General features: G+C 64.2%; 16 protein-coding genes. 9 read left to right on the forward strand and 7 right to left on the reverse strand.

What is annotated here, in order from left to right:
- Positions 1-5 precede the first annotated feature (5 nt).
- Entirely contained in the window at positions 6-632 is a 627-nt protein-coding gene (gene maiA, locus HWQ56_RS04870) for a maleylacetoacetate isomerase (RefSeq protein ID WP_176569923.1), read from the forward strand.
- Between the two features lie 2 nt (positions 633-634).
- Here maiA and HWQ56_RS04875 read toward each other — a convergent pair whose 3' ends face one another.
- Positions 635-1456, reverse strand: a complete 822-nt coding sequence (locus HWQ56_RS04875; protein WP_176569924.1) for a SirB1 family protein — start codon at positions 1454-1456, stop codon at positions 635-637.
- Positions 1457-1573: 117 nt separating this feature from the next.
- Between HWQ56_RS04875 and HWQ56_RS04880 the strand changes: the two genes are divergently transcribed.
- The 4 genes from HWQ56_RS04880 to HWQ56_RS04895 all read left to right on the forward strand — a co-directional run bounded on the left by HWQ56_RS04880 (position 1574) and on the right by HWQ56_RS04895 (position 5890).
- The gene (locus HWQ56_RS04880) at positions 1574-2593 is read left to right on the forward strand and encodes a Leu/Phe/Val dehydrogenase (RefSeq protein ID WP_158154556.1); all 1020 of its coding nucleotides are present in this window, start codon (positions 1574-1576) and stop codon (positions 2591-2593) included.
- Between the two features lie 103 nt (positions 2594-2696).
- On the forward strand, positions 2697-3794 hold the full coding sequence (gene pdhA, locus HWQ56_RS04885) for a pyruvate dehydrogenase (acetyl-transferring) E1 component subunit alpha (RefSeq protein WP_176569925.1): 1098 nt from the start codon (positions 2697-2699) through the stop codon (positions 3792-3794).
- Positions 3787-4773: an alpha-ketoacid dehydrogenase subunit beta gene (locus HWQ56_RS04890; RefSeq protein WP_176569926.1), complete on the forward strand. Its 987-nt coding sequence runs from the start codon at positions 3787-3789 to the stop codon at positions 4771-4773. The genes pdhA and HWQ56_RS04890 overlap by 8 nt, the downstream gene beginning before the upstream one ends.
- Before the next feature lie 10 nt (positions 4774-4783).
- Positions 4784-5890: a dihydrolipoamide acetyltransferase family protein gene (locus HWQ56_RS04895; RefSeq protein WP_176569927.1), complete on the forward strand. Its 1107-nt coding sequence runs from the start codon at positions 4784-4786 to the stop codon at positions 5888-5890.
- Positions 5891-5946: 56 nt separating this feature from the next.
- Here the strand turns inward: HWQ56_RS04895 and HWQ56_RS04900 are convergent, their stop codons facing one another.
- A complete protein-coding gene (locus HWQ56_RS04900; protein WP_158154560.1) occupies positions 5947-6210 on the reverse strand; it encodes a YebG family protein in 264 nt (87 codons plus the stop codon).
- 249 nt (positions 6211-6459) lie between these two features.
- Between HWQ56_RS04900 and HWQ56_RS04905 the strand changes: the two genes are divergently transcribed.
- The gene (locus HWQ56_RS04905; protein WP_176569928.1) at positions 6460-6948 is read left to right on the forward strand and encodes a phosphate-starvation-inducible protein PsiE; all 489 of its coding nucleotides are present in this window, start codon (positions 6460-6462) and stop codon (positions 6946-6948) included.
- On the opposite strand, the gene HWQ56_RS04910 is transcribed toward HWQ56_RS04905, so the two are convergent.
- The 4 genes from HWQ56_RS04910 to HWQ56_RS04925 form a co-directional block, all read right to left on the reverse strand.
- Positions 6945-7229, reverse strand: a complete 285-nt coding sequence (locus tag HWQ56_RS04910) for an immunity protein Tsi6 family protein (RefSeq protein WP_158154561.1) — start codon at positions 7227-7229, stop codon at positions 6945-6947. The two genes, HWQ56_RS04905 and HWQ56_RS04910, sit on opposite strands and share 4 nt — an antisense overlap.
- Complete coding sequence (locus HWQ56_RS29210) at positions 7226-8713, reverse strand: polymorphic toxin type 46 domain-containing protein (RefSeq protein ID WP_280634419.1); 1488 nt, start codon at positions 8711-8713, stop codon at positions 7226-7228. The genes HWQ56_RS04910 and HWQ56_RS29210 overlap by 4 nt, the downstream gene beginning before the upstream one ends.
- Before the next feature lie 73 nt (positions 8714-8786).
- Complete coding sequence (locus HWQ56_RS04920; RefSeq protein ID WP_158154562.1) at positions 8787-9116, reverse strand: DUF3509 domain-containing protein; 330 nt, start codon at positions 9114-9116, stop codon at positions 8787-8789.
- Between the two features lie 261 nt (positions 9117-9377).
- Positions 9378-9782, reverse strand: a complete 405-nt coding sequence (locus HWQ56_RS04925) for an HPF/RaiA family ribosome-associated protein (protein ID WP_158153785.1) — start codon at positions 9780-9782, stop codon at positions 9378-9380.
- A 262-nt stretch (positions 9783-10044) separates the two neighbouring features.
- Here HWQ56_RS04925 and HWQ56_RS04930 point away from each other — a divergent pair, with 262 nt between their 5' ends.
- Genes HWQ56_RS04930 through HWQ56_RS04940 form a run of 3 tightly spaced genes read left to right on the forward strand, consistent with a single transcriptional unit; the run spans position 10045 to position 12226 of the window.
- Positions 10045-10347, forward strand: a complete 303-nt coding sequence (locus tag HWQ56_RS04930) for a DUF3649 domain-containing protein (RefSeq protein WP_158153784.1) — start codon at positions 10045-10047, stop codon at positions 10345-10347.
- Positions 10347-11900, forward strand: coding sequence for a PepSY-associated TM helix domain-containing protein (locus HWQ56_RS04935; RefSeq protein ID WP_176569929.1), 1554 nt, complete (start codon positions 10347-10349; stop codon positions 11898-11900). The genes HWQ56_RS04930 and HWQ56_RS04935 overlap by 1 nt, the downstream gene beginning before the upstream one ends.
- On the forward strand, positions 11897-12226 hold the full coding sequence (locus tag HWQ56_RS04940) for a DUF3325 domain-containing protein (protein ID WP_425331933.1): 330 nt from the start codon (positions 11897-11899) through the stop codon (positions 12224-12226). The genes HWQ56_RS04935 and HWQ56_RS04940 overlap by 4 nt, the downstream gene beginning before the upstream one ends.
- Positions 12227-12259: 33 nt before the next feature.
- Here the strand turns inward: HWQ56_RS04940 and HWQ56_RS04945 are convergent, their stop codons facing one another.
- Positions 12260-13234 carry a 2-hydroxyacid dehydrogenase gene (locus HWQ56_RS04945; protein WP_158153782.1) on the reverse strand — a complete coding sequence of 325 codons (975 nt, stop codon included), beginning with the start codon at positions 13232-13234 and terminating at the stop codon, positions 12260-12262.
- Positions 13235-13304 lie beyond the last annotated feature (70 nt).

A 13304-nucleotide genomic window follows, 5' to 3' on the forward strand; every position in this document is an offset into this window, starting at 1 on the left:
GGACCATGCAGCTGTACACCTATTACCGCTCCACATCGTCCTACCGGGTACGCATCGCCCTGGCGCTGAAGGGGCTGGCGTACGAGGCGGTGCCGGTCAACCTGCTGGCCGGTGAGCAGCGCCAGCCTGCCTACCGGGCCATCGACCCGCAGGGCCGGGTGCCCGCGCTGCGGGTCGATGGCGGACCTGTGCTGATCCAGTCAGGTGCCATTCTGGAGTACCTGGAAGAACGCTACCAACAGGTGCCCTTGCTGCCGGCTGAACCCCTGGCACGGGCGCAGGTGCGCGGGGTCGCGGCCTTGATCGGCTGTGATATTCACCCCCTGCACAATGTCAGCGTGCTCAACCAGTTGCGTAGCCTGGGCCATGATGAGCCGCAAGTGCAGGCCTGGATAAGCGCGTGGATCACCGAGGGGCTGGCGGCCGTGGAGCGCTTGATAGGGGACCAGGGCTTCTGTTTCGGACCCGAGCCGGGGCTGGCCGACGTGTACCTGATACCCCAGGCCTACGCGGCCCAGCGCTTCAATGTGTCGTTGGCGGCCTGGCCGCGCATACAGCGGGTGGTTGGCCTGGCAGCGGTGCACCCGGCGTTCGTCCAGGCGCACCCTTCCTGCCAGGTGGATACCCCCTGAGGTCAATGCAGCGATGACGGCGGCAGCGGCAGTTCCTGCAGGCGGGTGGTCAAGCGCAGGCGCTGGATGGGGTCTTCACTGAGCAGCAACGCATGCTCCAGGTCGAAGCGCTCGCCGCGCGGGCATTCCAGCCGCTGGTAGATGCTGGCGCGCGCCACATAGTCGGCTGCGCTGGGCGGCGCCAGCTGCAACACTCGCTCGGCGTCCTTGAGCGCCGCTACGTCATCCTCATGGCTGCTGTGCAGCTGGCGCAGGTTGCGCGAAAGGCGTTGCAGCATTTCCCGCGGGCTGGCCTGCGCCATGTGCTCGGCCAGCAGCGGCACTTGCGGGCCGAACTGGCGGCCCAGCAGCTCGCGGCAGTCGGCGGGGTACAGGCGCCTGCCGCCGCACGGGTCCAGTTGGTGATCGGCACCGGGAACGCGCAGCAGGAAATGGCCGGGGAAATTCACCCCCACCAAAGGAATGGCCAGGCGCCGGGCCATCTCCAGGGCCAGCAACGCCAATGCCAAGGGTTGCCCACGCTTGCGTTCCAGCACCTTGTTCATTAATGCGGCCTGGGGGCGCAGGGGGTGGAAGTCATCGGCCTGGTAGCCCAGCGACGCGATGCGCCGCAGCAGCGGTTGCGCCAGTTCATTGACCGGCAGCATGGGCAGGCCGACGCTGATCTGCAGTTGCAATTCACGCAGGGTTTCGTCGCACTGTTGTGGTTGGAAGCCGCTTTCATGTTCGGCAGCCACCCACAACGCGGCCTCGAAAGTCGCGGGCGGGCTTTGCTCAAGGCACCCCAGGCAAGCCTGGCGTGCGGCATCGAAGGTGGGCTTCATAGCTTCTCTTGTAGCCCCGGCGCGCCGATCCGTCCAGTGGAGCCGCGTCGACGGCGCAGGTCTGCCTGCGTGGCCATCGACTACACTGGGTGAAATAACAAGATCGGGAGCCTGTCGATGTTCGCTCTCATGCAAAGCACCCGTACCCACGCCCTGCACTTGGCTGTCGACCCGGTGACCGGCCTGCGCGCCGTGGTGGCCATTCACGACTGCCGTGCCGGGCCGGCGCTGGGCGGGTGCCGTTACCTGGCCTACCCCGACGACGAAAGCGCCATGGTCGACGCCATTCGTCTGGCCCAGGGCATGAGCTTCAAAGCGGCGCTGGCCGGGTTGCCGTTCGGCGGTGGCAAGGCTGTGATCATCCGCAGCCCTCACGTGGAAAACCGCGCCGGGCTGTTCGAAGCCTTTGGTCGTTTCATCGAAAGCCTGGATGGCCGGTATATAACGGCGGTGGACAGCGGCACCTCGACCACCGACATGGACTGCGTGGCCCAGCAGACCCGCCATGTCACCAGCACCACTGCCGCCGGCGACCCCGCTCCTCACGCGGCCATGGGCGTGTTCGCCGGCATTCGCGCCACCGCCATGGCCCGCCTGGGCACTGACAACCTTGAAGGGCTGCGCATCGCCGTGCAAGGGCTGGGCAACGTTGGCTACGCCGTGGCCGAGCAGCTGCATGCCGCCGGGGCGGAACTGCTGGTCAGCGACCTGGACCAGGGCAAGGTGCAATTGGCCATGGAGCAACTGGCCGCCCACCCCATAGAACCCAGCGCCTTGCCCAGCACCCCCTGCGATATTTTCGCACCCTGTGGCCTGGGTTCGATCCTCAATGGCCAGAGCGTGTCGCAACTGCGCTGCGCCGCGGTGGCCGGTTCAGCCAACAACCAGCTGACCAGCCTGCAAGTGGCCGACCAGCTGGAAAAGCGCGGCATTCTCTATGCCCCGGACTACGTCATCAATTCCGGCGGGCTGATCTACGTGGCGCTCAAGCATCAGGGCGAAGCGGTGGGCACCATCACCGCGCACCTGGCGCGCATTGGCACCCGCCTTACCGAAGTCTATGCCCATGCCCAGGCCGAAAAGCGCTCACCCGCGCGGGTGGCCGAGGCCCTGGCGGAGAAACTGATTTACGCTTGACAGCGAGCCGGCGCCCGACCGGCGCCAGCTCCGAAAAAAGCCTGCGGCCACAAGCGGCAGGTCAATGAAACCACACCCACCCGGTGTGTTCAGGAGTTGTGCAATGACCTCAAACAAGATCGAGCTTGCCTTCACCCGTTATCTATCCCCCGATGGCCGCCTGCTTGGCCCGTTGCCCGAATGGGCCGATGACTTCAACCTGCTTACCCGCCTGTACCGGCAAATGGTGCTGACTCGGCTCTTCGACCAGAAGGCCGTGGCCCTGCAGCGCACCGGCCGCATCGGTACCTATGCGCCCACCCTGGGCCAGGAGGCCATAGGCGTCGCCATCGGCAGCCTCATGCAGCCCCAGGACGTGCTGATCCCCTACTACCGCGACACCGCCGTGCAATTGATGCGTGGCGTGCGCATGGAGGAGATTTTGCTGTACTGGGGCGGCGACGAGCGGGGCAGCGATTACGCCGAGCCCGCGGTGGCCCAGGACTTTCCTCTGTGCGTGCCCATCGCCACCCAGGCCCTGCATGCCTGCGGCGTGGCCAGCGCCTTCAAGATTCGCGGCGAACACCGGGTGGCAGTCACCACCTGCGGTGATGGCGCCACCAGCAAGGGCGATTTCCTCGAAGCCTTGAATGTCGCCGGTGCCTGGCAGCTGCCGGTGGTGTTCGTGATCAACAACAACCAATGGGCCATCTCGGTGCCGAGGCGTATCCAGTGCGGCGCCCCCACCCTGGCGCAGAAGGCCATCGGGGCCGGCTTCCACGGTGAACAAGTGGACGGCAACGATATCCTCGCCGTCTACGACCGCATGGGCGTGGCCATCGAACGTGCCCGCCAGGGCAAGGGCCCCGTGCTGCTGGAATGCCTGAGCTATCGCCTGGGCGACCACACCACCGCCGACGACGCCACGCGTTACCGCAGTGCCGAAGAGGTCAAGCAGGCCTGGCAGGAAGAGCCGATCAAGCGCCTGCAGTCGTTCATGGCCGGGCAGGGCGTATGGGACGAGGGGCGTGAGCAGGCACTGATCGGCGAATGCCAGGCGCTGGTGCAGCAGTCGGTGGACAACTTCGAGGCCGCGGGCACCCAGGCGCCGGCGTCGGTGATGGATCATGTCTACGCCAAATGGCCGGCGGTGCTGGCCGATCAGCGTGAAGACTTCCTCGAACGGGTGGCGCGCCGCGAGGGAGGGCAGGGCCATGAATAATGAAAAAGTCAGCCTGCTGGAGGCGGTAAACCTGGCCATGCACCGGGCCATGGCCGAAGACGACAACGTGGTGGTGCTGGGCGAGGACGTGGGCGTCAACGGTGGTGTGTTTCGTGCCACCCAGGGGTTGCGCGACAGCTTCGGTTTCAAGCGCGTGATCGACTCGCCCCTGGCCGAAACCATGCTGGGCGGGCTGGTCGTGGGCATGGCCGCCCAAGGTCTCAAGCCTGTCGTCGAAATCCAGTTCATGGGCTTCATCTACGCCACCATGGAGCATCTGGTGTCCCACGCCAGCCGCCTGCGCAACCGCACCCGTGGCCGGTTGAGTTGCCCCATGGTGTTGCGCACGCCCATGGGCGCTGGCATCCGCGCGCCCGAACACCACAGCGAGAGCACCGAGGCGTTGTTCGCGCACATTCCCGGCCTGCGGGTGGTCATTCCCTCATCCCCGGCCCGCGCCTATGGCTTGCTGCTGGCGGCCATCGATGACCCGGATCCGGTGCTGTTCCTGGAGCCCACGCGGCTGTACCGCATGAACCCGCAACCCCTCATGGACGATGGCAAGCGTTTGCCCCTGGACACCTGCTTCACCCTGCGCGAAGGCAGCGACCTGACGCTGATCAGTTGGGGCGCCAGTGTGCATGAAACCCTGCAAGCGGCCGATGCCCTCGCCGAACGCGGGGTGTCGGCGGAAGTCATCGATGTCGCGTGCGTGAAACCGCTGGACCTGGATACCCTGGAAGCGTCAGTGCGCAAGACTGGCCGCTGCGTCATCGTCCATGAAGCGCCGCGCTCCTGCGGTGTCGGCGCTGAAATCGCCGCCAGCCTCTACGAGCGGGCACTGCTGGATCTGCAGGCACCCATTCAACGGGTCACGGCCCCGGACATCCCGCCCCCGCTGTACAAGCTCGAACAGCTCTACATTCCGGCGGTGGCTGACATTCTCCACGCCTGCGACACCGTGCTGACATTCGCCTGAGGAGGCTGCGATGAAATATTTCAAATTGCCCGACCTGGGCGAAGGCTTGCAAGAAGCTGAAATCGTGCAATGGCACGTCAAGGCCGGCGACACGGTCAAGGCCGACCAGCTGTTGGTGTCGGTGGAAACTGCCAAGGCCCTGGTGGATATCCCGGCGCCCTACGACGGCGTGGTCGCCAAGACCTTCGGCGGCGAAGGCGACCTGCTGCACGTGGGCGAACCCCTGCTCGGGTATGAAGGCGAGGCCGACGCGGGCACCGTGGTGGGCCGCCTGGAAGGTGGGGGCACTGCCAGCGCCGATCAGTTCTTCGTCGGTGCGGCCCCCTCCACCCGCGAACACCTGGCCACCCGTGCCACCCCGGCGGTACGCCAATTGGCGCGTCAGCTGGGTGTGGACCTGACGGCGTTGTCCGGTTCTGGCAGCGACGGCCTGATCACCCGCGCTGACGTCGAGGCTGCGGCCCAGAGCGCCCAGGACCGTTTCGGCGGCGAAAAGCTGCGCGGTGTGCGCCGCAGCATGGCGTTGAACATGGCCAAGTCCCATGCCGAAGTGGTACCGGTTACCCTTTTCGGCGACGCCGACCTGCACCGCTGGGGCCAAGCCCGCGACCCTTTGATCCGCTTGGGCAAAGCCATGGCCGCCGCCTGCAAGGTAGAACCGGTGCTCAACAGCTGGTTCGACGGCCGCAGCCTGTCGATCCGCACCCACGAAACCCTGGACCTGGGCATCGCGGTCGACACCCCGGACGGCTTGTTCGTGCCGGTATTGCGCGACGTCGGCAACCGCAGCGCCGAAGACCTCCGGGAGGGCATGAGCCGGCTGCGCGCCGACGTCAAGGCGCGCTCCATACCGCCACGGGAAATGATGGGCGCCACGATTACCTTGTCCAACTTCGGTACCTTGTTCGGGCGCTACGCCAACCCCGTGGTGGTACCGCCTCAGGTGGCGATCATTGGCGCAGGGGGCATCCGTGAAGAACCGGTGGCGGTGGAAGGGAAGGTGGTGGTGCACCCGATACTGCCGCTGTCGCTGACGTTCGACCACCGGGCGGTGACGGGCGGGGAAGCGGCGCGGTTCATGCGGGCGCTGGTGGAGGCATTGCAAGCGCCCGAGTGAGACCTGCCCGCATCCACCACCGACGCGGCCCGGGCCGCTGTTACAGGCCCTGGCCGTTATTCGGCGCCTTCGCCGCTGATCAGCTCGTTCAGCGCATCCGGCTGGCTCTTGAACGCCTTGGCGAACACATCGCGGTTCTTGGCCATGTAGATGCCCGCGTCTTCAACCTGCTGCTCACTCAGGGACGGGACGGCCTTTTTCAGGACTTCTGCGAGCAGTTCAGCCAGCTCGAGCATTTTGTCATGACGGTCAGCTTCGGCTTTATCCATGAACAAACGCTCCAGATCTCGGCTGCTGCGGTATACCACTTCGACGGCCATTCACCACCTCACATGCCTTTACGATAGTTGTCGGTTACGACTACTGTTTGTTTATACAGTGAAAGGATAAGGGATTTCGTTGCCGCTGGATAGTGGCAATTTACCTGGAGCTTTGTGACAGGGTGAGACAAATTGCCGTCACTGCAAGGCCAGGCCGCTGATGCACAATGACCTGGCCTTTTACCTGCATGGCGTGGGTGTGCCTGTAGATGAAAGCATCCGTTACCCACGAGTCAAGGAACCTGTACCGTGAAAAACAATTGGGCTGATGCCATGCGCAAGAATGTCCACCACCTGGCCGGGTCGCTGGGCAACCTGCTGGTCGAGAGCTTTCACTACCTGGCGTTGTTCGCCATTGGCGGTATCACGGCCTGGGCGGCGGTGATGGCGTTTCTGGGCATGATGGAGAAGGGCAACATCACGGTCGATGACATCCTGTTGCTGTTCATCTACCTGGAGCTGGGGGCCATGGTGGGTATCTATTTCAAGACCAACCACATGCCCGTGCGCTTTCTGATCTACGTGGCCATCACCGCGCTGACGCGCCTGCTGATCTCCGACGTGTCCCACCACGGGCCTGCGGACCTGGGTGTGGTTTACCTCTCCGGCGCGATCCTGCTCCTGGCGTTTGCCATCCTGGTGGTGCGCTATGCCTCGTCGCGCTTCCCCTCGGCCAAGGTGCCGGACCCGGACGCCACGGTGAAGGGGGCTTTGACCGAAGAGAAAGGTGAGACTTAAGGCAACTGCACCTTGAGGCCCCGGGCTATCTGATCCGCGATATAGAACGCATCCTTGAGCGCTTCGCACAGTTCGGGGTCGGTTTCCTCGAACTCCTTGACCGCTATGGCGCCCAGGGTGAGGTCATGCAGGCGTGCCTTGTCCGTTTCACGCTTTTCCAGGATGGCCTTGATGAAGTAAAGCTGGTCGAGGGCCGATGCATAGACCTCGAAAGCCGGGATGCGGCGATAGCGGTCCTGGGCGATGGCGATGGCTTTGTCGATGAAGTCTAGGGCGGTCATGGGCTTCCTGGGTTGAACAGGGTTTTCTGGTTGGAGAACAGCTGCTGCGCGCCACCCTCGGCCGGGAAGGGCTGGCCCTTCACGGACCAGGTGTCGATGACTTTGGCCGAGGTGCTGCGCAGCACCTGTATCTTGTCGGCGGTCTGGTAGCTGTTGAGCACCTTGGGCTCGATGATGTTCAGGGCGCGGTTGGTACCCATGGGGTTGATGCCCAACTGCGTGGGTTGCACCGTGGGGCTCAGGGAGTACCAGTTGCCTTGCGGGGCGCCGGGTGACTGATATTGCCACAGGTTCTTGCTGCTGTTGAATGTCTGCACCTGCACGGGGTAGTCGAAGTCCAGGCCATTCATGTATGAGGCGGCATCCCTGGCGCTATAGCCCTGCTCCTTGAAGAAGTTGGCCGCCACTTCGCGATTGGCGCGGATGTTGATGTCGCGGTTGATGTCACCGGTGCGCTGGTAGCGCTGGTTGAGGTATTCGCGGCGCGACAACTGCGGTTTCGCCGGCTCGGCGGTCGGTGGTAGCGGCTCCACCGGCTTGGCCGTCTCGGCCTTGGGTTGCAGGCGGATGGGCTCTTCGGCCTGCTTGACCGGGGCGCTGGTGCGCGGTTGCAGTGAACGCTCTGCCAGCAGTTGCTGTTCATTGCGCGCCAGCCAGTCGGCCAGGCGGCGCTCGCTGATCTGTTGTTGCAGCAGCGCCGAACGGGCTGCGATGCCTTCGGCGCTGCTGGCAAGGGCGCCCTTGACCTGCCCGCGTGTCAGGTAAGTAACGATCGCGGTCAACAGCAGCATGACCAGTTGTTCCTGGCCGCGGGCCAGCTCGCGGGCGGCCTGGTTGATGCGTGCCTGGCGCGTGCTGGCGTGGCCGCCGCCGGGTTCCAGCCGGCTACCACTGGTCTTGTTGTCCACCCGCCAGGCGGTGACGATGCCGTTCTGCAGGGTTTCCAGGCAGGCGGGAAGGCCGTCGTAGAAGTACTCGGCAATCGCCGACAAGCCCAGCCCCAGCAAAATCAGATTGCCTATTTCCAGGCCGATACCGGCGCCGGCTGCCGCACCTGGGGCGGCGCCTACGCCTGCGCCCAGTACGCCGCCGGCCACACCGCCGGCAATGCTGCCCAGCGTCACGCTGCAACCCAGGATGAGTACAACCTGTTTCACCAGGTCGAGCAGTACATCGACAATGTCCTCGATGTGGAGGCTGGCCCAGCGATGAGTGAGGTCGTGACGGATGAGCGGGTAGGATTGTTGCAGTGCCTGGCGCACTACTTCTATTCGTTGGCCGCCCAATTGCGCATAGACATGGCTGGCGCCGTGTTCCAGGCGCTGGCTGACGCCATTCCAGGTGGCGTGCAGGCCGCTGCTGGCGCTGCTCAAGCCGTGATCAAGGGTGTGGTGGAAATCGCTGAACCGGTGGTTCAGATTACGCTCGATCTCCGCCCAACTGGGAATGCGCGAGGAAAAATCCATTGCCGTGATGCTGTCCATGATGGGTTCGCAGGGCGAACCTCATCATGAACCGGCGAACGTTGCAACGTTTGGCAATGAAAAAACGAGAGGGTCAGATACCCACTTGCAGGCCCGGTTTATCGCTCAGCCAGCCCTTGGCCGGGGGGGTGGGCAGCTTCAAGGCATCGCCGTCGGTCATGGCGGCGAGGATTGCCATGGCGCTGTGCCCCTGCTCGATGGCAATGCCGAACTTGATGCTGTCGATCAGGCGTTTGACCCGCTTGGGGTCATTGCGCTGGGCGGCGCTGATCATGCGTTTAGCCACGACCCCGGTTTCATTGGACAGGGTCAGCATGATGCTGCCGTCCAGACGCTCGATGCTGAGGTTGACCCGGTACTCGGGCTGAAAGGCATCACTGATCACTTGAAAGGGGTTTTCCATGGTGCGTCACCTGAAAATATAAGACCTGCATCAATTGACTGGGTTGGGGCGTGTTAGTTCGACAACCCGGGCCACATGGGTCAGTGCAAGCGCCATGCCGCCGCCTGGGAAACTTCGCGTGCGCGGGCGTGTGTGCGGACGGGGGTGGGGCGGGCTGGGAGGGCGCGCGGTGTCTGGGACGCGGCCAGGTCCGCTGCTGCAAGCGGTTTGAGCATGAAAAAGGCGAGCCTTTGGCTCGCCTTCTTTTGTTGCAGCATGTGTTTAGCTGTTCAAGGCCTGTTCGTTTTCCAGGAATTCTTCCTGTAACAGGGCATCGGCCTCGCCTGTCGCACCATTCTGGCTATTGACCGCACGCTTGCTGCGCAGCTTGCCGAACAAGTGCTCAAGGGCGTTGTGCAATTTGCTGGCGGCCCCTTCCACTGCCTGATCCAGCGTGGCGGCCTTGTGGGTCACGGAAATCGGTTGGTGGCCTTTTGGCCGCGCTTCCATCTGGCAGCGCTTGTCGTGGGGGCCGGGCTTGTCGCCGTTTTCATCGGCCAGGTGAACCTCGATGCGCGTGAGGTCTTCTTCGAAACGGTCGAGCGTGCTCTCTACGGTACTGCGTACCCACTCCTCCAGTCGAATGCTGCTTTGAATATGGTTGTCGCTATTGACTTGGATTTGCATAGTTCATCCCTTATTCAGCTAGCTCGCAAGAGATGCGCCGAGGGTGGAAATCAGCGCCTCTTGATTACAAGGTCGGGCAGTTGGACGAACAATTCAACCCCCCGGTGAAGATAAATATTTTGCAACCTATTGGATCAAGGCGCGGGTTTATTTCAGCCACCGCCGATCGTTTCGTAGGAGCGGATGCGCTTTGCTTTGCGCATGAGAATATTTATCATTAATATCGAGTCATTGTGTTCCAGCCTTCGAGCCTGCCACCTTCATGAAAACCACCTCCGTCGGTCTGCCGGTCGTCTACCGCCTCGGGGTCTGCTCGCGCATCGTCGCCGCGGCCCTGGGCGGGTATCTGCTTGCCTCGTTGACGGGCATCAGCCTGGCCGCGCTCGTACCCCTGGCGCGTGGCGAGGCGATGATCAGCGGCATGATGCTGTCGTTCCTGGTGTACGTGGTGGCGGTGCTGTGGTGCTTCGCCTGCCATTCGGCCTGGCGTGCCTGGTTGGGGCTGCTGGTGCCGAGCCTGGTGCTGGCGGCGCTCAATGGCTTGCTGTTGTGGGGGCGCCACTGATGAAAGAGGGCTTTCGTCAGGCCATGGCCTGGCTGCACACCTGGGCCGGGCTGGTGTTCGGCTGGCTGCTGTTCGCCATCTTTCTGACCGGTACGCTGAGTTACTTCAAGGACGAGGTCAACCACTGGACCCACCCGGAAATCGTCCTCCATCCACTGGACGACGCGGCGGCCCTGGACAAGGCCCAGCGCTACCTGGAGCAGCACGCCGCGGGGGCGAAGACCTGGTACATGAACCTGCCGGATGAGCGCCAGCCGTATATCCAGGTCATGTACCAAGAACCGTCCGGGCGCTTCGCCAACCAGCTCCTGGACGCCGCCAGTGGCCAGCTTGCGGCGGCGCGGTCGTCCATGGGGGGTGAGTTCTTTTACCAGTTCCACTATCAATTGCAGCTTCCGTACCCCTGGGGCCGCTGGCTGGCCAGCCTGTGCGCGCTGGTGATGCTGGTGACCCTGGTCAGCGGCATCATCACCCACAAGAAGATCTTCAAGGAGTTCTTCACCTTCCGCCCGCGCAAGGGGCAGCGTTCGTGGCTCGACGGCCATAATGCCGTGGGGGTACTGGTCTTGCCGTTTCATCTGATGATCACCTACAGCAGCCTGGTGATTTTCATGACCATGCTGCTGCCGGGCAACATCCTGGCCCAGTACGGCAAGCAGACCAGCGCCATCTACGATGACCTGATGCCAAGCAGGGGCGTGCCAGCCGCTGCCAACCAGCCGGCACCGCTGGTACCCCTGTCGGAGCTGTACCGAGACTTCCAGCAGCAGGCCCCCGGCAGTCGTCTCGGCCTGATCGAAGTGGACCACCCCGGCGACGCCAATGCCTCGGTGGTGTTCGGCCGTCACGGCGGCGACCGCATCGTTCACCAGATCGGCTATGGGCGCGTGTATGACGGCGTTTCGGGGGCACTGCGTTTCGATCGTCAGGTCAGCTCGGTGCCCATGATGATCGCCGGTGGTTTGTATGGCATGCACATGGGCCACTTCGCCGGGCCGGGGCTGCGCTGGCTGTATTTCCTGGCGGGTATCGGGGGCACCGCGATGATCGGCACCGGCCTGGTGATGTGGCTGGGCAAGCGCCAGCTCAAACATGCCAAGAGCGCCCGCCAGCCGTTCCACTTGCGCCTGGTGGCAGTGCTCAATGTGATGAGCATGGGCGGCCTGATGCTGGCGGTCATCGGCTTCTTTTACGCCAACCGCTTGCTGCCGCTCGAACTGGCGGGGCGCAGCGGCCTGGAGGTGCGAGTGTTCTTCTGGATCTGGGCATTGTCGGCGCTGCACGCGGCCCTGCGCCCGGCACGTCAGGCGTGGCTCGAACAATTGGGGCTGGCGGCGCTGCTGTACGCCGGGTTGCCGTTGCTCAATGCCCTGACCACCGACCAGGGCCTGAACCACTCAGTGATAGAGGGCGACTGGGCCATGGCGGGCGTCGACCTTGCCGCGCTGGCCTGGGGCCTGCTGCTGGCCTGGGCGGTGCACAAGTTGTGGCGCAACGTGCCGGTCGTCAAGGCACGCAAGGTCGCCATGCGCGCGGAGGGTGAGCCCACATGATGGCGGTCGTCGGCTTGCTGTGTTATTCGGGCTTCGCTGCCCTCTGCCTGGGCATGGAGCGCCACTACCGCGACCTGGTCGGGCGCCCCCCGCAGGCCCGTGTCAGCCTGGCCCTGCGCCTGGTGGGCGGGATGCTGCTGGCGGCGGGGTTATGGCTGGCCGTGGTGCTGGATCACGGCTGGAGCATGGGCTTGGTGCATGGGTGCGCCGCGCTCATGGCCAGCGTGATGCTCTGGGTGTTCATGCTGCCGTACCGGCCACGGCTGGCGGTGGGGCTGGCCGGTGCCGCCGGGGTGCTGGGGCCGATACTCGGGGTGGTCCTGTAGGGGGCCGGGCGCCGGTGTGGCGCCCAGCGTTACTCAACCCTTGAAGGTCTGCGGGTTCACCAGGTCCTGTGGGCGCTGGCCTTTCAAGGCCGCGGTCAGGTTGCTGATGGCGCGGTTGGCCATGGCTTCGCGGGTTTCCGAGGTGGCCGAACCGATGTGCGGCAGGGTCACCGCATTCTTGAGTTGGAACAGCGGCGATTCGGCCAGGGGTTCCTTTTCGTAGACGTCCAGGCCGGCACCGCGGAGAGTGCCGTTCTGCAGCGCTTCGATCAGCGCCGGTTCGTCCACGATCGGCCCGCGGGCGATGTTCACCAGGATGGCCGACGGCTTCATCAGCGCCAGCTCGCGGCGGCTGATCAGGTGCTTGGTCTTCTCGCTCAATGGCACTACCAGGCAGACGAAGTCAGCTTCGGCCAGCAACTGGTCCAGGCTGCGGAACTGCGCGCCCAGTTCCTGTTCCAGGGCCGGCTTGCGGCTGTTGCCGCTGTACAGGATGGGCATGTTGAAGCCCAGGCGCCCACGGCGCGCAATGGCCGCGCCAATGTTGCCCATGCCGACGATACCCAGGGTCTTGCCGTACACGTCGGTACCGAAGTGGGAGGGGGCGATGGTGGCTTTCCACTCTCCGGCCTTGGTCCAGGCGTCCAGCTCGGCGACCCGGCGGGCGCTGCTCATGATCAGCGAAAAGCCCAGGTCGGCGGTGCTTTCGGTGAGCACGTCGGGGGTGTTGGTGAGCATGATGCCGCGTTCGTTGAAGTAGGCCACGTCGTAGTTGTCGTAGCCCACCGATACGCTGGACACCACTTCCAGGTTCGCCGCGTTGGCCAGTTGCCTGGCGCCCAAGGGGCGACCGGCGCCGATCAGGCCGTGGGCATTGGGCAAGGCTTCATCGAACTGGGCGGCGATGTCGCCCTTTTTCGGATCAGGCACGATCACGTCGAAGTCCTGCTCCAGGCGCTCGACCATGGGTGGGGTGATGCGGCTGAAGGCCAGTACGGTCTTTTTCATTGGACTTGTTCTCCTGAGGGCAGCGTTTAAGCGACAGGCTGCAAGCTACAAGCTTCAAGTGGCGAGTCGC

The sequence above is a fragment of the Pseudomonas eucalypticola genome (assembly GCF_013374995.1).
Taxonomy (GTDB): domain Bacteria; phylum Pseudomonadota; class Gammaproteobacteria; order Pseudomonadales; family Pseudomonadaceae; genus Aquipseudomonas; species Aquipseudomonas eucalypticola.